25 protein-coding genes are annotated in these 19,080 nt (G+C 64.1%); 17 read left to right on the top strand and 8 right to left on the bottom strand.

The genetic code is table 11. The features are described 5' to 3' along the window. Window positions 1–20: 20 nt before the first annotated feature. From E4Q08_RS08350 to E4Q08_RS08365, 4 genes are all read right to left on the bottom strand, one after another. Window positions 21–332 (bottom strand): helix-turn-helix domain-containing protein, encoded by a 312-nt coding sequence (locus E4Q08_RS08350; RefSeq protein ID WP_169070040.1) that lies wholly within the window; start codon window positions 330–332, stop codon window positions 21–23. After that, a complete protein-coding gene (locus E4Q08_RS08355) occupies window positions 329–475 on the bottom strand; it encodes a hypothetical protein (RefSeq protein WP_169070041.1) in 147 nt (48 codons plus the stop codon). The genes E4Q08_RS08350 and E4Q08_RS08355 overlap by 4 nt, the downstream gene beginning before the upstream one ends. Beyond that, window positions 472–699 (bottom strand): helix-turn-helix domain-containing protein, encoded by a 228-nt coding sequence (locus E4Q08_RS08360; RefSeq protein WP_169070042.1) that lies wholly within the window; start codon window positions 697–699, stop codon window positions 472–474. Before E4Q08_RS08360 ends, E4Q08_RS08355 begins: the two co-directional genes overlap by 4 nt. A 64-nt stretch (window positions 700–763) precedes the next feature. Continuing rightward, complete coding sequence (locus E4Q08_RS08365; RefSeq protein ID WP_169070043.1) at window positions 764–1,138, bottom strand: hypothetical protein; 375 nt, start codon at window positions 1,136–1,138, stop codon at window positions 764–766. 229 nt (window positions 1,139–1,367) lie between these two features. On the opposite strand from E4Q08_RS08365, the gene E4Q08_RS08370 reads away from it, so the two are divergent. Continuing rightward, entirely contained in the window at window positions 1,368–1,580 is a 213-nt protein-coding gene (locus E4Q08_RS08370) for a hypothetical protein (RefSeq protein WP_169070044.1), read from the top strand. A gap of 127 nt (window positions 1,581–1,707) precedes the next feature. After that, the gene (locus tag E4Q08_RS08375) at window positions 1,708–2,193 is read left to right on the top strand and encodes a hypothetical protein (protein ID WP_169070045.1); all 486 of its coding nucleotides are present in this window, start codon (window positions 1,708–1,710) and stop codon (window positions 2,191–2,193) included. 26 nt (window positions 2,194–2,219) lie between these two features. On the opposite strand, the gene E4Q08_RS26045 is transcribed toward E4Q08_RS08375, so the two are convergent. Then, complete coding sequence (locus E4Q08_RS26045) at window positions 2,220–2,471, bottom strand: helix-turn-helix domain-containing protein (protein WP_169070046.1); 252 nt, start codon at window positions 2,469–2,471, stop codon at window positions 2,220–2,222. A 154-nt stretch (window positions 2,472–2,625) separates the two neighbouring features. Here E4Q08_RS26045 and E4Q08_RS08385 point away from each other — a divergent pair, with 154 nt between their 5' ends. Together E4Q08_RS08385 and E4Q08_RS08390 are read left to right on the top strand one after the other, a co-directional pair. Continuing rightward, on the top strand, window positions 2,626–2,925 hold the full coding sequence (locus tag E4Q08_RS08385) for a transcriptional regulator (protein WP_248594778.1): 300 nt from the start codon (window positions 2,626–2,628) through the stop codon (window positions 2,923–2,925). Window positions 2,926–2,955: 30 nt separating this feature from the next. After that, complete coding sequence (locus tag E4Q08_RS08390; RefSeq protein ID WP_248594779.1) at window positions 2,956–3,504, top strand: DUF2513 domain-containing protein; 549 nt, start codon at window positions 2,956–2,958, stop codon at window positions 3,502–3,504. A gap of 248 nt (window positions 3,505–3,752) precedes the next feature. Here the strand turns inward: E4Q08_RS08390 and E4Q08_RS08395 are convergent, their stop codons facing one another. Together E4Q08_RS08395 and E4Q08_RS08400 are read right to left on the bottom strand one after the other, a co-directional pair. After that, window positions 3,753–3,974: a hypothetical protein gene (locus E4Q08_RS08395; RefSeq protein ID WP_169070048.1), complete on the bottom strand. Its 222-nt coding sequence runs from the start codon at window positions 3,972–3,974 to the stop codon at window positions 3,753–3,755. Between the two features lie 5 nt (window positions 3,975–3,979). Continuing rightward, window positions 3,980–4,240 (bottom strand): hypothetical protein, encoded by a 261-nt coding sequence (locus E4Q08_RS08400; protein WP_169070049.1) that lies wholly within the window; start codon window positions 4,238–4,240, stop codon window positions 3,980–3,982. A gap of 26 nt (window positions 4,241–4,266) precedes the next feature. Here E4Q08_RS08400 and E4Q08_RS08405 point away from each other — a divergent pair, with 26 nt between their 5' ends. The 7 genes from E4Q08_RS08405 to E4Q08_RS08435 all read left to right on the top strand — a co-directional run bounded on the left by E4Q08_RS08405 (window position 4,267) and on the right by E4Q08_RS08435 (window position 9,227). Continuing rightward, window positions 4,267–5,475, top strand: coding sequence for a phage protease (locus E4Q08_RS08405; protein WP_169070050.1), 1,209 nt, complete (start codon window positions 4,267–4,269; stop codon window positions 5,473–5,475). A gap of 9 nt (window positions 5,476–5,484) precedes the next feature. Continuing rightward, window positions 5,485–5,859: a capsid cement protein gene (locus E4Q08_RS08410; RefSeq protein ID WP_169070051.1), complete on the top strand. Its 375-nt coding sequence runs from the start codon at window positions 5,485–5,487 to the stop codon at window positions 5,857–5,859. Between the two features lie 186 nt (window positions 5,860–6,045). Further along, window positions 6,046–6,996 carry a capsid protein gene (locus E4Q08_RS08415; RefSeq protein WP_169070052.1) on the top strand — a complete coding sequence of 317 codons (951 nt, stop codon included), beginning with the start codon at window positions 6,046–6,048 and terminating at the stop codon, window positions 6,994–6,996. A gap of 77 nt (window positions 6,997–7,073) precedes the next feature. Continuing rightward, window positions 7,074–7,568: a DUF1320 domain-containing protein gene (locus tag E4Q08_RS08420; RefSeq protein WP_169070053.1), complete on the top strand. Its 495-nt coding sequence runs from the start codon at window positions 7,074–7,076 to the stop codon at window positions 7,566–7,568. 5 nt (window positions 7,569–7,573) lie between these two features. Next, a complete protein-coding gene (locus E4Q08_RS08425) occupies window positions 7,574–8,023 on the top strand; it encodes a hypothetical protein (RefSeq protein WP_169070054.1) in 450 nt (149 codons plus the stop codon). Beyond that, complete coding sequence (locus E4Q08_RS08430) at window positions 8,017–8,442, top strand: phage tail terminator protein (protein WP_169070055.1); 426 nt, start codon at window positions 8,017–8,019, stop codon at window positions 8,440–8,442. The genes E4Q08_RS08425 and E4Q08_RS08430 overlap by 7 nt, the downstream gene beginning before the upstream one ends. Window positions 8,443–8,468: 26 nt before the next feature. Continuing rightward, the gene (locus E4Q08_RS08435; RefSeq protein WP_169070056.1) at window positions 8,469–9,227 is read left to right on the top strand and encodes a phage tail tube protein; all 759 of its coding nucleotides are present in this window, start codon (window positions 8,469–8,471) and stop codon (window positions 9,225–9,227) included. A 92-nt stretch (window positions 9,228–9,319) separates the two neighbouring features. Here E4Q08_RS08435 and E4Q08_RS08440 read toward each other — a convergent pair whose 3' ends face one another. Then, a complete protein-coding gene (locus E4Q08_RS08440) occupies window positions 9,320–9,718 on the bottom strand; it encodes a hypothetical protein (protein ID WP_169070057.1) in 399 nt (132 codons plus the stop codon). Between the two features lie 87 nt (window positions 9,719–9,805). On the opposite strand from E4Q08_RS08440, the gene E4Q08_RS08445 reads away from it, so the two are divergent. Genes E4Q08_RS08445 through E4Q08_RS08470 form a run of 6 tightly spaced genes read left to right on the top strand, consistent with a single transcriptional unit; the run spans window position 9,806 to window position 19,073 of the window. Further along, entirely contained in the window at window positions 9,806–12,457 is a 2,652-nt protein-coding gene (locus E4Q08_RS08445; RefSeq protein ID WP_248594792.1) for a tape measure protein, read from the top strand. Continuing rightward, the gene (locus tag E4Q08_RS08450) at window positions 12,454–12,834 is read left to right on the top strand and encodes a hypothetical protein (protein WP_169070059.1); all 381 of its coding nucleotides are present in this window, start codon (window positions 12,454–12,456) and stop codon (window positions 12,832–12,834) included. The genes E4Q08_RS08445 and E4Q08_RS08450 overlap by 4 nt, the downstream gene beginning before the upstream one ends. A gap of 3 nt (window positions 12,835–12,837) precedes the next feature. Continuing rightward, window positions 12,838–16,431: a hypothetical protein gene (locus E4Q08_RS08455; RefSeq protein ID WP_169070060.1), complete on the top strand. Its 3,594-nt coding sequence runs from the start codon at window positions 12,838–12,840 to the stop codon at window positions 16,429–16,431. 15 nt (window positions 16,432–16,446) lie between these two features. After that, window positions 16,447–17,622: a hypothetical protein gene (locus tag E4Q08_RS08460; RefSeq protein ID WP_169070061.1), complete on the top strand. Its 1,176-nt coding sequence runs from the start codon at window positions 16,447–16,449 to the stop codon at window positions 17,620–17,622. 3 nt (window positions 17,623–17,625) lie between these two features. After that, complete coding sequence (locus E4Q08_RS08465; RefSeq protein WP_169070062.1) at window positions 17,626–18,675, top strand: hypothetical protein; 1,050 nt, start codon at window positions 17,626–17,628, stop codon at window positions 18,673–18,675. After that, window positions 18,672–19,073 carry a hypothetical protein gene (locus E4Q08_RS08470; protein ID WP_169070063.1) on the top strand — a complete coding sequence of 134 codons (402 nt, stop codon included), beginning with the start codon at window positions 18,672–18,674 and terminating at the stop codon, window positions 19,071–19,073. Before E4Q08_RS08465 ends, E4Q08_RS08470 begins: the two co-directional genes overlap by 4 nt. Window positions 19,074–19,080: the final 7 nt, after the last annotated feature.

Consider the following 19,080-nt stretch of genomic DNA (forward strand, 5'->3'; position numbering starts at 1 on the left):
TCCTTGGATAAGTAAAGGGATCAACCGGGCAGGCGCGTATAGCGCTGCTCGACTTCCGCTACGGCCGCCTGTGCCTGGCGCAAGCCGTACGAAAACTGCACCGCGATCTGCACCGGCTCTGGCCCCAGCCGCCAGCGCTTGGCCGGGTCCTGCACCGCCCAGCCCTTGTGCGCCATCGTCTGCAGGTCACGGTGCACCATCGGTTCGGCCGTACCGACGGCCTTGGCGATGTCCGCCAGACGCAGGCCAAAGACCTCATGGCCCGCGAGTGCGCGGATCACATCCATCAGCCGCAGTTGCGCGGCGTTGTGCAAGGCGTGAGGATCGCTCATGCCCACACCCACTTGCGCAACGCCGAGACCGTCGTCGCCGACCACGATTTGGAATAGAGCCAGCCGCCGGTGCGGCTCGCCTCGACGACGAGCTGGTGGCGCAGCGCGAGGCGTAGCCGGCAGAGCGAGATATGGTTCTTCATGCGACCTCCTGGGGAGCGCATTCCAGCGCCGGGTATTTGCCCGGCCACAGCGTCTCCAGCGGCAGGCTGGTGGCGGTACTGATCGCCGTGGCAATGCGCCGGCTGGTCGTGCGCCCGGCCACCACGTAACTGACGGTCACGTTCGAGACCTGGCATTGCCGGGCGATGTCGGCCTGCGAGGTGCGCGCCTTCTTGAGGGCACACTGGATATCAGCGGAATTCATTTCGATTTGCTATCCTGTAAGTTCGGCTAACGAATAAGGCGAAAGGGAAAAGTTGATCAGCGAACTAACGGCCGCCTATCAGGCGACGAAAGCGGGCATAGAGTTGCTTCGCAATGCCCTGGGAGCCAAGGTCGACCACGACGTCGACGTCGCGCTGTTGGGCGTCAATGACCATCTGTTGCGCTTGCAGGCGATTGCGCTCGGCCTCCAGGGCGAGGTAGCGCGACTGAACCAGGCCAGCATTGAGGCAGCGCAACGCGAAAGCGCGCTCAAAGAAGTAGTTGCTCAGTTGCAAAAATTTGACGCCGACCAGCCTGCCTACACCCTTCAACAGGTCGGGCCAGGAGCATTCGCATACCGCTACCAGGATCCAGTGGCTAACGGCGGAGCACAGTCTCCACAAAGCGACGCTTGGTTTTGCCCCCAGTGTTTCGATCAACGCCGGAAGTCGATTCTGCAATACGCCGGGTACGAAGCGAGAGACCGCGTTTTCAAATGCCCCACGTGTGGCAGTGCCATCCGCGTGAAAGGGGAAGACGCTGAGGTCCGTGTGGCTTTCCCGAGTAGGGGCAGTCGACGCCTGCTCTGATTTTGATGAATCTATGGGGGATGTCATGCGGCCTCCTGGAAGGGGGGGGGATTGGGAAACAAAATGGATAGGGACCATCATGGAAAACGACTTCACGGCCGCCGACGAGAAATGCCTGGCTCTGACCTACGCACTGACTGCGCTGGTCAAGACCTTGGTCGATTCGGAAGTAGTCGATCGCGACCATCTGTTCAGCAATCTGGCCGGTGCCCAAAGGCAACTCGAAGCGATTGGAGAAACTGGCGCAGCCAGCTTGCTGGGCCACTGGAACGAGTCTTTGCTCGGGATCTGACGGACCATCCCTTCGGCAGGTCGAAGGTCTTCCAGAAGTCTTTCGGCTTGGGTTGGGGACTGGATGCGCTCATGCGGCCTCCTGGAAGGGGGGGTTTGGAAATTTGTGATGAAAGGGCAGGCACCGCATGCAAGTCGTCCTAACGACCGATGAACTGGCTTTCGACGTTCAGACGGATACGGATCTCGAAAACGGGAACCTCATTTTTTCCGAGGGGCCCGACCGGGCTTACCTGTACTTGTGCGCCGCCGCTGCCGCCGCCGGCGGCGATCCCGCCAAGACCCTCGGCGGCGTGTTGCTCGCCTTGTGGCGGGTCGATAGCATCGAGGCTTCCCAGGTGCTGGCCGCTGGTCTCGGCGCCCCGCTGCCCAGCGTCGCAGAAACCCTTCCCTTTGAAGTCAACTGGATTCGTGGCGGCGTGCTGGCGCTCAAGCGCAAGCGCATCGGCGCCGATGCCGCCATGTGGTTGCTCCACTGCCTCGCCGCAGAGAATGTACTTCAGTACACCGCGCATCTCTTCGGGGGGCATGCGGTCGAGGGCGAGGGCGTAGCTCGTCGAGCGCTTGAGCTGGATGAATCCGAGCTTGGCCGGGGTGCTGATCAGCCGGACTGAGGGAAAAATCATCATGGTAGGGAAATTCATGCGGCCTCCTGGAAGGGGTTGGTTTGAAAGCGGATGGGATCGAGCCGAAGCTCGGGGTAACGGCCGGGCCAGGTCAGGGCCGGGTCCAGGCCGGTGAGTTCGCAGATGCGGCGGGCGATGCGGAGGGAGCGAAACCTTCCGCGGATTACACAAGACACCGCTTGATGGCTGACGCCCAGTTCGCGCGCTAGACAACTGGCGGTGGTGCCAGTCTTACGGAGCGTCGATTTGATGTCTTCTGGGTGCAAGGTCTGAAGGCTCCAACGGTCGATTTATGTTGCGTGTGCAAGCGAACCAATGAGGCGAATTATGAGGAACGAACGTACCCCTTGTCAAGCACAATGAGGAACAAATATGTCTTCTATCGGGAATCGTTTGCGTGAAGAGCGTGAGCGGCTTGGCATGAGCCAGCCGGCCATGGCAGCGGTATGCGGAGTAACCATGCGGTCGCAGCGCAATTATGAAAAGGACGAACGTCTGCCAGACGCGAGCTATCTAGCTTCAGCGACGAAGGTCAACGTGGACGTCCTCTTTGTACTGACCGGCCAGCGATCCCCCGGCGTGCCATCCCTCACCCCCGAAGAATCCGCGCTCCTCGACAACTTCCGCCATTCCCCGCCGGCGGCGCGGCAAGCCCTCAAGACGACGAGCGATCTCTTCGCGAAACACGACTGCCCCGGCGGCATCGCCGAAAGCGCATGAGCCACTCTGACCTTCCCAGCAACGTTCTGCATGATCCTGGTGGCCGCTTGGCTCCTCTCGGCGGAACGGGTCAGTGCCGAAACGCTTGCTGGCAAGGTCATTGGCGTGACCGACGCCAATGTATGCCCCCGCCGGGAAATGCCGTTTATAAACGCACCGCGCCCCTTTGCCGGGCAGGTTTTTGCCTATCTCACAGGGTTAGGAGATTCGATGCACCGCGACATGGATATCATCCGAAAAATAGTGCTCGCCGTTCGTGATGCACAGGCGGAGTACGTCAATTCCGTTGAGGGCCTTCCCCAGGAGGATTTCGCATTCCACGCACAACTGCTCGAAGAGGCTGGCCTGGTCGCAGCGGCGATACAGGGCGAGGGAAAGCGCATCGCTCGGGTTGCCGTCATTTACCGTCTCACTTGGGCGGGGCAGGATTTTGCAGACTCCATCAGGGATGACACCCTCTGGAGTAAAGCAAAGAAAACTATCCTCAAGCCCTCCGCGTCATGGACGTTCGGTATCTTGCTCGAGTATCTGAAGTTCGAGATCAAGCGAACCGTTCCGGGACTCGATCAGATCCCGTAATTGCCGCGCGCAGTTGAAATAACAGACCGCTCCATGCTCGATGAACCGTCTCGGAAAATCTTCCGGTTCTTGCGCTGCGCAACGAAACTTTGATCGTACGGTCGCTTCCCATTGGTTGACCAGTTTTAGGAGTGCCGTTACGTCCGGCGGATGTGGCGACGGCAGGGGGCTGGCGTCGTCGACTGTTCTGTTTTCGTTCATGGTGTTCTGGGGGATAGTGTCTTGTTCGGTCATGATGGTTACCTCGATCACGGTTCACTCCCTTCCTTCAGCTTGATCGCCGCCCCCACCGCGACGAACAGCAGGCCGATCCCCGTGCCAAAATCCTGCAGGACAAACGGCTGCCCGCGGACGGTCACGTAGATCGTCAATCCCAGGCCGACGGCAAACGACACGACCGCCAGCCAGCGGGCGACATCGTGCGTCTGGTTGTCCCGGCCGGTCAGCAACTGGCGCAGGATCGCGGGCATCGCGGTTATTTTCCGAGCGCCGGCGTCGCCACCGGGTGGGTGCACAGTTTCTGCCAGCCGTCCAGCCGTTCGGCGCTCGCGCCGTAGAGGCGCAACCAGGTGCCGATGGGCAGGTCTCGGCAAATCGTCCGCTCGGCGCTGGCGACGATCGTCTGGGCGAGGTTTTCTTCGATCTGGCTGACGTGGGCAGGAACCAGCGCACAGCCCGAGGTGGCCAGGAGGGCGGCGCCAATGAGCAAGGGCTTGCAGGCAAAGCGGGCGGACATGACGTTTCCTTTCGGCGAGGAGGTGGGTGGCCGAATTGTCGCGCGCGCGTGATCACGTGACCATGCCGAAGCGCTTCCCCCTGCCGCCCTGGGCGCCGGCCAGAGACAATCTCCTCATGCCGCGTCCCATTCGCCCCTCTGCTGCCCACCCGCCCCCCGTCATCGCCACGCTGGCGGTCGCCCTCGAGGTCGATCCCGCCGGGTCCGCGCCTTCGGTGGTGCGCCTGATCCCGGCCGGAGCCTTCCGCTCGGTCGACGGCCGGCCGGTCGATGCCCCCGCCTGGCGGCTCGATGCCGCGCTGGCCGCGCCAATCGTCGCCGCCGCTGCGCAACGCCAGTCCGACTACGTGATCGACTACGAACACCAGACCCTGCTCGCTCGCGAGAACGGCAAACCCGCGCCGGCTGCCGGCTGGTATCACGATCTGGAATGGCGGGAAGATGGCCTCTACGCCACCGACGTCTGCTGGACGCCCGCGGCCGCGCGGATGATCCAGGCGCAGGAGTATCGCTATGTCAGCCCGGTCTTCGGGTACGACAGAGAGACCGGCGACGTGCGGCACCTGGCCTGTGCCGCGCTGGTCAGCAACCCCGGCCTCGATGGCCTGACCGACCTGAGCGGGAGTCTCGAACGCCTCGCCGCGAAACTTTTTACCCCGTTGGAGAATTCCATGAATGACGAATTGCTCGAGCCGTTGCGCTGGCTCCTGAATCTGCCCTTAGGCGCCACGGTGGACGAGATCACCATTAAGCTCGAAAAGCTGACCGCGCAGATCAAGGCCGAGGTCCCGGAAGCCGCGACCTCGGCGCACTTCGACCTGAGCGCCCACCTGCGCTGGTCGCAGCAGCCGGACCCCTCGCAGTACGTCGCCATCGCCGCGCTGCACGCCGTGCAGCAGGAGCTATCGACCGTCCGGCAGGAGCAGGCCGAGGTCCGCCTCCAGGCGATGATCGAAGCGGGCCTGGCGCAGCACAAGCTGGTTCCTTCGCTGCTCGCCTGGGCGCGTGAACTCGGTTCCAGGGACTATGCGGCACTCGCCACGTACCTCGAAGCAGCCGTTCCGGTCGTCCCGCCGGGCACGACACAGACGGGAGGGAAGTCCCCTGGCACAGGCATCAATCTCCAGGACCCGAACGCCATTGCCCGCGCGGCGCAGGATTTTCAGGCCGCGGAAGAAGCGGCCGGTCGCCATCTTTCCATCGCAGACGCGGTGGCCCACATCATTTCTCGATAAGAGGACCCCATGAGCAATCCCTCCCTGATCAAGAATTTTTCCGCCGGCGCTGCGATTTCGCCGTTTCGCCAGGTCAAGTTTTCCGCTGCGGAAACGGTCATCCAGGGCGCCGCGGCTACGGACGCCACGATCGGCGTGGCCAATGAGGTCGGCGCCGCTTCCGGCGAACGGCAGGACGTGGTGCTCGACGGGATCGCCTATATCGAGGCCGGCGCCGCCGTCACCATCGGCACCCTGATCACCAGCGACGCCACCGGGCGGGCTGTGACCGCCGCCCCCGCCGCCGGCACCAACAACCGAATCGTAGGCATCGCGCTCGATGCGGCCACCGCGGCCGGCGATGTCATCCGCGTGCTGCTCGCTCCTGGTAGCGTCCAAGGTTAACGGTCATGACCGTTTCCCCGCCCCTCTCCCCCAACCCCTCCCCACGGCCCATGCTGCATCGCGGGCGGGCTGCGGCGGCGCGGAGCAGTGCTCCGCGAAACCCCGCCTTCGCCCCCGCGAGGGGGGAGGGAAATTCGTGAGTCGCTGACGCGACTTTCACAGTAGCCTTTCTTACGGAGATTGCTCATGTCGACCACCGCTTTCCCGGTCAATCCGGAACTCACCGCCGTCGCGATCGGGTACAAGAACCGCGACATGGATTTGATCGCTGACGCGGTATTGCCGCGCGTCCTCTCGGCGAAGAAGTTTTCCTACACCAAGTACACGGCCGCGGACGCCTACACCATCCCCTCGACTCGCGTCGGCCGTAAGTCGGCCATGACCATGGTCGATTTCGGCGGCACGATCGTCAACGACGAGTGCGTGGATTGGGGCCTCAAGTGTCCGGTTCCCAACGACGAGATCGAAGCCTTCAACGCCATGCAGAATTCCGGCGCGATCGCCTCGCCGATGGCCAAGAGCGTTTCACTGGTCACCGGTCTGGTCCTGCTGGATCGCGAGATCCGCGTCGCCAACCTCGTGACGACGCTCGGCACGTATCCGGCGGCCAACCGGGCAACGCTCTCGGGCACCTCGCAATGGAGCGACTTCACTAACTCGAACCCGCTCGATGCCCTGCTGGTGGCGCTCGACGTGCCGCTGGTCCGGCCGAATACCGTGGTGATGGGGCAGGCGGTGTGGACCAAGATGCGCCAGCATCCGCGCCTGATCCAGGCGGCCAATGCCTCGGCCCAGACCGGCGGCGCGATCACCCGTCAGGACCTGGCCGACCTGCTCGAAGTCAGGAACATCCTGATCGGCGCCGGCTTCGGCAACACCGCGCTGAAGGGTCAGACGCCGAGCTATTCGCGGGTCTGGGGAAAGCACTGCGCGCTGCTCTTCATTTCGGAAGAGCAGGCCAATGCCGATCAGCCCACCTTCGGATTCACAGCGCAGTTCGGCAACCGCATCGCCTCGGACATCGCAGACCCGGATATCGGGATGCGGGGCGGCGTCATGGTGCGTGTCGGCGAGTCCGTCAAGGAAGTGATCAGCGCCAACGACGCCGGATACTTCTTTCAGAACGCAGTGGCGTAAGGACAAGCCGCCATTGCGGGAAGCGGGTGGGCGCGGGGAACCGCGTCCTCCTTCTACGACCAGGAATTTCCACGCTCATGTATATCACCGTGTCCGACCTCATCGCGCGCTTCGGCGTCGAAGAAATCGCGCAGATATCCGACCGCACCATCCCGCGCGAGTTGACGCCGGAGATCCTGGAACTGGCCGTGACGAGCGATTCCCGTACGGGCTGGCCCGCGCGCCAGGTGGAGGCGATGACGGCGGCCCTGGCCCGGATCGATGCCGCGATCGGCGACGCTCAGTCAGCGGTCGATAGCTATCTGGCGGGCCGCTATACCACGCCCCTGGGCACCGTCCCTCAAATCATCCGACGCCTGGTCTGCGATATCGCCCGCTTTTATCTGCACGGGGATCTCGCCAGTGATCCGATCGTCAAGGCCAACGAGGTCGCCATGGCCTTGTGTCGGGACATCTCGGCAGGCAAGATCACCCTCCCCGGCGAGTTGTCTGCCAGCCCCGGCAGCAGCAGCAGCGTCGCGGTAGTCTGCGGCAACCGACGCTGGACCCGTGAACAGCGGGGACTGGAATGACGCTGATGGACATCGAGCAGGGCCTCGTCGACTGGCTGAAAGCCTCGGTACTGGCCAGTCGACTGCGGGTCATCGGTACCATGCCGACCCTCGATAATGAGCGGCTGGTCCTGCAGTTTGCCAGCGAATCGCCCGCGGTCTATGTGTCGCTGATGTCTGGGACCGTCTCTTCCCGTGGAATGAGCGAGCAGATCGTGGGACTGGCCTGTGTGACCAGCATCTCTGGAGGCCCATATACGTCGCGCCACGGTGGCGGCGGGTCCATCGGGCTGCTCGAACTGGTGGAATCCGTCCAGTCGATCGTCGACGGCGCGGTGATCGACGGGCAGGAATATGACGTCTTCCGCTGGGACATGTTCAGCAGTGACCCTTTGTATCGCAAAGGCCTCTGCGTGGCCGTGGTGCAAGCGAAAACGGCCTTCTCCCTCGAATATCCGGAAGCGGTCGGATGCTAGGGCTGGAGCCCCTGCTGCGCGCGCGGTTGGCCGAGATCCCTGGGCTGACTGGCGTCTATGGCGCGCCCGACGAGGTGGAAAGTGGCTCGGCACGGAAGGTTCCCCCGTGTCTATTCGTCCGTTGGGGGGGATACCACGTCATCGAGCGGGCGCATGGCCATAAATCGGTGCGGGTGGATAGCCGCTGGCATGTCGTCCTGGTCCTCCATAACAACCTCGACCCGGCCGACGGTTCCCCCGCACGGGCGGACGCGGCCACGCTGCTCGATGCCGTACTGGCCAAGCTGCTCGGCTGGCGACCTGGGAGTGGATACGGCCCACTGGCGCTGGCCGATGAAGCCAAGCCCCCGACCTACCGCGCCGGCGTGCTGCGGTTCCCGATTGCCGTGACCTCCCAGCTCGTGGTGTCTGGCAGTTAACGCGTTTCCCACTAGGAGATTTTGATATGGCATCTCGTGCATTCCTCGGTTCCGGCGACCTCTACATCAATCGCATGGACCCCAACACCGGCCTGTACCTCGGCCTGGCTGGCCCGTTTGAAGTCAGCAAATTTGAAATCAAGCCCAACAGCGATCTGAAGGAAAAGGTCTCGAAGGGAAAATCCACCTACGGTCAGGTCATTGAATCGGTCGCCATCCAGAAGCCGGCCGACCTGACGGTGACGCTCTCCGAGCTGGACAAGGACGGCGTGACGCTGGCCCTGCTCGGCACCCAGAGCGCGGTCACCCAGGGGTCCGGGACGATCACCGCCGAGTCGATTATCGCCGCGCATGGATTCTGGGTTCAACTCAGCAAAACCAATTTCGCCGTTGCCGGATTCTCGGTCACGCATACCTCGGGAACGCCGACCTACGTGCTCGGCACCGATTACCTGGTGAACTACCGGCTGGGATTGGTCAAGGTGCTGCCCACCGGCGCGATCGCCAACGGTGCGACGATCAAGGTCTCCGGAACCTACCAGGCCAGTGCCGGCACGCGCATCGCCGGCGCGACCCAGGCCCAGGTACGCGCCCGCTTCGTTCTCGACGGGATCAACTACGCCGACAGCCTGCCGTGTATCTGCACTGTATGGGAAGCGATCCTGTCGCCTGACTCCGGTTTCGACTTCGTTCCCAACGACTTTGGGGACATCCAGTTGAAAGGCCGGCTCAAGACACCCAGCGGACAGACCAGCCCGTTCCAGGTCGATTTGCTGACCTCCTGATCAGCGTGATGGATTTTTGACCCATGGCGGATGACCTCCATTTTCGTGTCGACATCGCGGCTGCGGTGGCGGGCCAGGAGGACGTCAACCGCTTAGCCACTGCGATTGACCACCTGGGCACGGAAGCGACCCAGGCCGGCGCCGGGGCGAGAACGGCCGGCGCCGGCATCGATTCGGTCGGCGCGGCCGCGCAATCGGCCGGCCGGGGTGCCCAGTCCGCCGGGTCGAGTCTCGACAGCCTGGCGGACGATGTCGCGCATCTGGGCACGAACAGTCAGACCACGGCCCGGTCGCTGGATACCGTCACTGCCGCCGAGCAACGGACCCGCAGCGGCTCCGAGCAACTGCAGGCCGCGTTCAATACGCTCGGGATTCGATCCGCTGCGAGAATCGAAGCCGACATCCTGGCCGTCCATCAGGCGCTGCAAACCCTGGCGCGCAGTACCACGACCTCGGGCGAGCAGTTCGATCGGGCATTTGCCGCGGGGCAATCCCGGATCCAGTCGCTGCGAACCGAGCTGAATGGCGTTCCGGGACCAATCGATCAGGTCTCCCGCCGCGCTGAAGGGCTATCCAGCATGCTGGGCAGGCTCGGCGCGGTATTCTCCGGCGTCGCGCTGGCGCAGGAATTCCTCAAGGTCAATGTCGAGCTGGAGAACCTCGATCGCACGTTCACCGCAATCAGCGGTTCGAGCAAGGCATCGGCCGACGAAATGGCCTATGTGCACGACGTTGCCGCCCAGCTCGGCTTGCCGATTACCGAGGTGGGCAAGGCCTATGCCTCGCTGTCTGCGGCGACCAAGGGGACCGCCGTCGAAGGGCAGGCCACGCGCGAGGTCTTTGAGTCCGTCGCCGGTGCGATGTCGCGAGCCGGAAAAACCTCGGCGGAAACGCAAAACGCCCTGCTGGCGCTGTCGCAAATGGCGTCCAAAGGCGTGATTCAAATGGAGGAGCTGCGTGGCCAGCTGGGCGAGGCGCTCCCCGGCGCGCTGAACGCTACGGCCAAGGGATTCGGAATCACCACCGAGCAACTGATCAAACTGACCGAGTCGGGAAAGTTGACGGCGGAAGAGCTTTTCCCGGCGCTCAAGAAAGGCCTGGACGAGCTGTATCAGTCGGGCCAGCAGACCGAGACGCTGACGCAAAGATGGAACCACTTCAAGAATAGCGTCGCCGAGGTGTTCCAGACGATCGGCGACGCGGGCGCGGTGACCAGCTTAAAGAACGGCCTGGAAGTCCTTGAAGCCATCCTCATCGGCACATCCATCTCTCTCGTCGTCGTGGGCAAGGAGATCGGGATATTTTTCGCCGCGCTTCGAAACGGCGAGATCGGCCTTAAGGGATTCAGTGAGGCTACGAAAAAGGCGTTCGGCGAAGTCCAGGAAGAAGCCTATGACAAACTCCGCAAAGCGGCCCAACACAACCGATATTTTGTCGACTCGCTCAGTGACGCCGATCAGGCGGCGATCAAATTCAAGATGTCGAATAAGGAAGCCGCCGCGGCCGTCGCCCAGACCGGCACTGCCGCACAGTCCGCGGCAATCGGCGTGACCAAGCTCAAAGCGGTTTATGCCGACCTCGCGGACGCCGGAGAAAAGCTCACCAAGCAGACGGTCGCCGACGCCGAGGCCAAGAAAGCCCAGACCGCGGCCTCGGTCAATCTGGCCAATGCCTTCGGGACCGAAGTCGAAAAACTTCAGGCGCGAGTAGAAGCCAGCAAAGACAATGCCGAAGCCGACCGCCAGGTCGCCGTCCAGAAGGCCGCCGACCTATCGATGGCGCAGCGGCAGTTGGCGGCGATCGAAGCCGAGATCGGGGGGAAGGAAAAGGCCACCGAACAGCAGAAAAAGCAGATCGAAGAGCTCGAGAAGAGCATCCAGGCGCGCCAGTCCGACGCCGACAAAGCCGAGGGGCAGGCCCGCGCGTCGGCGGTGGTGGCGGCGCAGGCCCAGGCCGAGGCCGCGGCGCACGCCAACAACAGCAGCCGCGTTACCGAACTCCGGGTGGCGTACGAGGCCGCCACGCAAGCGCTCGAAACCCTGCGCGACCGCAAGTCGGCCGGCGCCGACGTCACCCGGCAACTCGCCGATGCCGAGATCCAGGCCGGGCAGGCGAGCCGGCTCTATCGCGACGCCCTGGCCGATGTGACGCAACAGATCCAGGTTAACAACGCGGTCAAGCAAGCGCAGTCCACCCTGGCCCAGGCCGGCGTCCGCCTGGCGATCGAGCAGCAACGGACGATTCTCGACGTGGCGCGGGCGCACGGCGACGAGCGCGGCGCGATCACAGCGCTGCTGGAAATCAAACGCCTCGAAGTCCGGCTCTCCGAACTGGTCGCCGAGGCCAAAGCCGCCGAGGCCAAAGCGGCGCTGCTGGCCGTTCAGGCCAAGCGCGAGGAAGCGATCGCCTCGGGAACCCTGACCGAAGCGAAGAAAGCCGAGCTGGACGCCGCCGAAGCCGGCGCCCGCGTCAAGCAGGTGGAAGCCGAGATTGCCAGCGAGGTCGCTAGGCGCACGCGCGATCTGGCGGACGCCATGCAATTCTCGGGCAGCGCTGCGGACGGGATGGGCAACAGCCTCCGCGGCGCGACGCGGGACATGGAACAACTGGGGCAGGCCTCGGGGCTCACCGCGGACCAGATCCAGCGCCTGCGGGATCAGCAGAACCGGCCGTCGTCGCCTGGCGGCGGTGGCGGATCCAGCCCGGAGCTGACCGTCCAGCAGTTGCAGGCTTTGAATTTCACGCAGCCCCAAATCGCGGATTACTACGCGAACCGCCGGACCTCGCAAGCCGATCAGGCGGCCGGCAACATCACCCGCTCGGTGAGTACGCAGGGCATCGACAATGACACCGTGGCGCGATCGATGGGACTGACCGGCGCCGCAGTCAAGACCTTCTCCGAGGTCTATTCCGATCTGTTTGCCGAAGAAATGGCCGCATTGAAAAACAAACTGCTGGGAGTCTCGGCGATTTCCACCGAGGGTTATTTAACCGAGTATGCCGGGGCGGTAGATCGGGCCAAGGCGCGCGCCAAGGAGCAGGCGGAACGTAGCGCGGCGGCCGCTTCGCCGGGCTCCGCGATAGCTTCTTCATCGGCTGCCTCCTCGGTCCATCGCGTCGACATCAGCATCAACGGGACGACCACTCCGGTCACCACTGCCAGCCCGAATGATTCCCGTGCACTGGTCGGCGCCCTGATCTCTCTCCGGGAACGGTTCATTTCGGGATGAGTGAGCACCTCCTCGATACCGTCTCGCTGCCGTCCGACCTGGTGTGGACCGACGAATTCACCTGGCCGACGGTGGTGCGCAGAACTGAATACGCCCTGACCGGCGCGATGATCGTCGATGTCGGGCAGCGCCTGGCGGGGCGGCCGATCACGCTGGCCGGCGACGCCAGTACCTGGGTGCCGCGCGCCACGGTCGATGCACTGCGCGTGTTGGCCTGCGAGGTGCCGGGGCAGTTCGTTCTGGCGCTGGCCGACGGGCGCAGCTTTAACGTCACCTTCGCGGCGGATTCCGCGATTGCGGCGGCGCCGCTGTATCCGATTGCCGACCCCGGTGCGGATTTTCCCTATGTGGTCACGATCAAATTGATTGAGGTGTAACGCATGCCCATTCTGGATGGCGATATCGTGCTGCTCAAATCGTCGGTACTCGATGATGTACCCGAGGGTGGCGGCATGGCGACCGGACTCGCGGTGGTCGACGGGGTCAGCAACAACCTGTTCCCGGACATCTCCGAACTGGACCGCACCTATGGCCGCACCTCCCTGCGCAAAGTATTTCCGGCCGTGCTGACGGATACCGTGGACGCGTACTATGGCGCGCATGTGATCGTCGCCGAGGGGCCGGCCGATCCGCGCGTGTCCGCCGCGCTTTTCACGACCCGGTCGTGGTCGGATGTGCGCACCAGCGCGCAGAACAAGCTGGAGAGCTATCTCGCGCTGGGTAGCGAATCGCGCTATGTGCTGTACAGCAATCACCTGATCGGGCAGCGCAGTGTGCAGGTCCACTGCGCCCGGTCGGTGGCGACGCCGGGGATTGGCGACGTATTCGCCCTGGTGCAGCGCGATGCGACCGCCAATCAGCAGTTCGTGCGCGTGACCCGCATCGTCTCGCGCGTCGTCGATCAGGTGTTCACCGATCAGTATGGCGATTATCTGCGCGATGTGATCGTGCTCGAAATCTCCGACCCGCTGCGCCTGGCGTTTACCGGCGCGCCGGTGACGCGCTATTCGTACGATTATTACAACCCGCCGACTCGCCTGCACACCACCTTCGCGGCCGATGCGACGAGCTATTACGGCGTGGCGCCGCTGGCGCAGGCGGCCAATCTTGGCGCCCTGACGCTGCGAGCCGAATCGGTGTACACGCAACTGGTGCCCTCGGCACTGTCCGAAGCACCCATCATCGACGCCCGTGGCGTGGGGGATCGGGAGCTGATCGTGCCGATCCAGAATGCGCCCTACCTCGGCTTTACGACGACGGTGACGACGGCGCCCGGCGTGACGGCCACCCGGTACTTCGGCCGGGCGGTAAAGCGCGGGTCGGTCAGTGTGGCGATCGGCGGGGTCTCGCTGGTCGACGACGGCAACGGGAATCTGGTGGCGCAGTCCGGGTTCACCGGGACAGTTGACTATGCCAGCGGCGCCGTCAGCCTGGCGAAGAATGTGGGGACCAGCGGCAGCGCGACCTATAGCGCCGCGCAGGCCGTGGCGATCGCCGCCGCCGGGCACACCGAGAGTACCGCCGTCAGTATCGGCAACCGTGGATACAACTACGTCAAAAGCCTCTCGCCAGCGCCGGCGCCGGGATCGGTCTCGGTCGATTACCTGGCGCTCGGCAAGTGGTATCGGCTGGTCGACGACGGCGCGGGCGGACTGACGGGCGATGATGGCGTCGGGTCGGGCCAGGTCAACTACGCGACCGGTTCGCTGGTCGTGACCCTGGGCGCACTGCCCGATGTCAATACGCAGATCCTGTTTGCCTGGGGTACGACCGCGCATTACCGTGCGCAGATCGGTTCGGAAGTGTTCGCGGTACCGGCGATCGAATGCAGTCTGCCGGGCGGCGCGGTCGAACCGGGATCGGTGTCGATTACCTACCAGTCCGGCGGCATCGGGCATTTGTACGTGGTCTCTGATAACGGGGCCGCCGGATTTCTGGGCGGGGTCGCTGGCTGGATCGATTACGCCAACGGCCTGGCCGTGATCCTGCCGCCCACGCTCCCGGACGGGGATTCTGATCTGCTGATCGAGTATCGCCAAGGCGGGATCGTGACGGAGCTGCATCCGGCCGGCGGCGCCTCGTCGAACTTCAGTTTGAGCCATGCGGTACTGCCCAAAAGCCTTTCTCTCAGCTTTCAGGATGACCGGAAGACAGAGCACATCGTAATCGACGATGGCCTGGGCGGTCTGCATTTGCTGCGCGCTGTGCCCAGGGTCACTGCGGACCGGACCTGGACCGAGGAGGACGGGGTCAGCGCCAGCAATTCGTCGTCGATCAATTCCTTGACCGGTATCAGCGGGTCGATCAACTACACGACCGGGGCGATTGCCTTGGGTGTGATGGTGACAATGCTCGACACCTCGCAGTCGCGCACGCTCACCGGCTCCGGCGAAGATACCACCGAACAACGGACCTGGGTCGAGACCTTCGCGAGTGCGGTGGCGACCGGGGTGATCACCGCCCGTTATCGTCCGGCGACGGACAGCGCCGGGGGGCTGCTCTCGGTGTCGCAGCCCATTGGCCCCTTGCAGATCGATCTGCTGCCGACCATCTCCAATACGCTGGTACCGGGCAGCCTGAAATTCACCCTCGGCGGCCGGGAGTACATCGACCGCTCCGGCCTGTTGCTCTACGGTGTGTCGACGACGACCAACGCCGGGACAGTGGCCGGGGCGGTCGACTATCGCACCGGCCGGGTGACGATCACCGATTACGCCGGCGGCGCCGGCAATCCCGCGGTGTCCGTGGTCTGCCTGACGCGCAAGGGATTCTGGGATGACTGGCAGTTCCGCTTCCGGGTATCGGGGGCGCCGCTGCAGCCCGCGAGCCTGGCCATCCGGGTCGTGCGCGCGTCGGATAGCGTGCAGATCAGCGCCAGCAGCGACCTCACGGGGGCGATCGAGACGGGCGCGATCGAGGGGAATGTCGATGTGCAATTCGGCATCGTGACCTTGTCTTTCGGCGCCTGGGTGGCGGACGCCGGGCTATCGCCCGCGGAGAAAAATGAGTGGTGGTATTCGACCGATCGGCTGGTGTCCGGACAGATTTTCCGGCCGTTACTGGTGATGCCGGAAACTTTGCTGTTCAACGCGGTCGCGGTCTCCAATCTGCCGCTGTCGGCCGAGGTGCTGGGGCTCGATCCGGTACGCCTGCCGGTCGATGGGCGCGTGCCGGTGCTGCGCAAGGGGGATGTGCTTGTCGTCCATCACACCGCGACGACGGCCCCGGCAACAGTCAGCAACAGTCAGACGGTTTCGCTCGGGCGCGTGCGGGTCGCGCGCGTGCGGGTGGTGGGAGCAGACGGCGAGACGATCCCCACCGGTTATAGCCATGATCTGGACGCCGGAACGGTGACGTTTACCGATGTCACGGGCTACTCGCAGCCGGTGACCATCGAGCATCGCATCGAGGACATGGCCCTCTGCTCGGATGCCCAGATCAATGGTGAGCTGACGCTGACCCGGCCCTTGACGCATGATTTCCCGCTCGGCTCGCTGGTCAGTTCCGCGTTGATCGTCGGGGATCTGCATGCGCGGGTCTCGCATTGGTTTGACCAGGCGACCTGGACCGGCGTGTGGTCGGATGCGCTGATCGGCAGTGCGGCGAGTGCGAGCTACAACACGGTCCAGTATCCGGTCGTCGTGACCAATCGTGGCGCAATTCAGGAGCGCTGGGAAATCATTTTCACAAACACAACGACGGTCAATGTGATCGGGGAAACGGTCGGACAGATCGTCACCGGCCATGCCATCGCCAACCCGCTGGCGCCGATCAATCCGGCGACCGAGGTGCCCTATTTCACGGTCAGTCCACTAGGCTGGGGAGCGGGCTGGAGCGCCGGCAACCTGGTGCGCATGAACACCGTGGCGGCGAATTTTCCGGTCTGGGTGGCGCGGACCGTGCTGCAAGGGCCGCCGGCGGAGACCAGCGACCAATTCATCATCGGCATCCGCGGCGATGTCGACACCCCCTGATCCTGGACGGACAAAATGACGGATACCAGCGTTAAATATTTCCATTCCGGGCTGACCGGAGCGCCTGTTTTGTCGGGCACTGCGGGGTCTTTGATCGCGGTCCTCGATGCCTGCCTGGTCAACGGGTTCGCCGTCTCGGCCGTGGCCAGCCTCGTCGTCTCCGGCGCCATCGCCACGGCCACGGTCAGCGCCGGCCATAGCGCCGAAGTCGGCAGCGTGGTGCTCGTCTCCGGGGCGACGCCGAGCGGGCTCAATGGCGATAAAAAAGTCCTGTCGGTCGGCGCGGGAAACACCACGCTGACCTTTGACGCTACCGGGATCAGCGATCAGACGGCGAGCGGGACGATTTCGCTGAAGCTGGCCGGGGCGGGGTGGACCAAGGATTTTACCGGCACCAATCTGGCCGCGTACAAGAGTGGCGACGTGGCGGCGACGCAGTGTCTGCTGCGCGTCGACGATACGGCCGGCAAGACCGCGCGCGTGGTCGGCTACGAGACGATGACCGCGATCAGCACCGGCAGCGGGCCGTTTCCGACGAGCACGCAGCGCAGCGGCGGGTCCTGGTGGACCAAGAGCACGGTGGCGGATGGCAGCTCGCGGGCCTGGACGCTGGTGGCTGATGACCGGATGTGCTATCTGATCACCGCCTATCATCCGACCTATCCGGCTGGTGGCGCTTTCATGGCCTTCGGCGATTTTTTGCCGGTCAAGTCGGGCGATGCCTGGGGCTGCGTGCTCTCGGGCTACGCCAGCGACAAGAGCGGGGCGGCGCCAGGCGATACCAACGATTTCGGCGTGCTGCGCAATGCCGCCGATGAACTGTATTTCGCGCGGTCGTATGGCGGGGTCGGCAGTGCGGCGACGGCATACAAGGCCTTCAGCCTGCTGACGCCCTCGACCAGCACGGGCTTTGCCAGCGGCGCCGGGCCGATGCCCTACCCGAATGGGCCGGATCAGGGGCTGTATCTGTCCAATCTGAACCTGTTCGAATCGTTCGCGGGTGCGTTTCGGGGGGTGGCGCCTGGGGTCTACTGCTGCCCGCAGACGGTCCCGCTCGGGCTTTTCGCCTCGAACGCGGTAATCACCGATGTGGCCAATCTGATAGGGCGACAGGTGCGGATCATGCCGTTCGGTGCGGGAGTGACGACCGCGGCGTTCGCTTTCTTCGACACCACGGGGCCATGGCGGTAATCGATGGGTGATCCGCTCTGGCCTCTCCTGAATGCCGGGCTGCATCTGTCCGGCAGCCACGGGGCGACATCCTTCCCGGATGTCAAAGGACACACCTTCACGCGATCCGGGGCGGTCGTCATCTCGACGGCGCAGAGCCGGTTTTCGGGCGGCGAGGGTTCAGCCTACTTTCCGGGCGGGGCCAGCGACCGGCTGAGCTGCGCGGCGAGTTCAGATTTTCTGTTCAACGGCGCGTCGCTATCCATTTCGTTTTCGCTCTACCTGCTCGCCTATCCGGCCGCGGGGACCGGGTGCAGGCTGATCAATATCGGCACCAATGGCGCCGGCAGCTCCTTCTGCGTACAGGTCGACGAATGGCACAATCTCGATGCGTATGTACCATCCGCCGGTAAGAATTACTTGGGAAGCAGCAGTGGCGAGGTTTCTCTGAACGTCTGGCAGGATTTCCAGGTCTCGGTTTTCAACCGCAATGCGCTGATTTTCAAAAACGGGGGGATCATCGCATCACGCCCGGACCTGGACATGCCCACCGGCGGCGCCAGCAATATCGTACGCATCGGCGGCGATCAATCCGGATACCCATCGGTCGACGCACCGTTGTACGGGTATCTGAGCCAGCTACGGATCATGTGCAAATCCGGGCGCAACGATAGCGCCTATGTCCCGGACAGCGGGCCGTTCGAGGAAGGGTTTTCCCTGAATTATGCGCGGGCGGCGCCCGTCGTGCCGCTGGTCCAGCCCGCGCTGCCGGCCTGGACGTCCGTCCGGCAAAGCCCGCCTGCATTGCTGCTGGACGCCGAGCACGGCGGCCGTGGGCGGATCGTCGGAACGACCAAGGCTGCCGGCACCCCGGATTACCCGGTTTCTCGCCGTGTGCGATTATTGCGCAAGCGGGACGGCGTTCTGGCGCGCGAGACCTGGAGCGATGCCGCCGGCAACTACGTTTTTGACCGCATCCGGCACGACCTCACGTATGTGGTGATGTCGCACGATCATACCGGGCTCTACAACGCGGTCATCGACGATGCGATCACTCCGGATCTGATTCCATGAGCCTGGACTTCTCCGATTTCGTGCGCAACGCGCGCGCCAATGCCATCGTCGCCCAACTGGACCGGGCCGAGACGCCGGGTACGCTGGAGTTGTACTACACGACCAAGCCGGCTGCTGGGGCGGCTCCTGGCGGTAGTCCTGCGACGATCATCACCCTGCAAAAGCCCTGCGGGACGGTTTCCGCGGGGGTGATTGCCTTCACGACGACGCAGCCGGCGCAGTTGCTGACGGGCGGTACCGTCCTGTGGGCGCGCGTGCGCGACGGGGATGGCTACTGGATGCTGGATGGCAATGTGGCCGTCACCGGCACGCCCGGCGCGGCCTTTACGTTGCCGGATGTGGTGATGTATGCCGGCGCTTTCGTATTCCTGTTCGGCGCCACACTGACCGAGCCGTGAGCCCCTC

It is taken from the genome of Candidatus Accumulibacter contiguus (genome assembly GCF_012940005.1).
GTDB lineage: Bacteria > Pseudomonadota > Gammaproteobacteria > Burkholderiales > Rhodocyclaceae > Accumulibacter > Accumulibacter contiguus.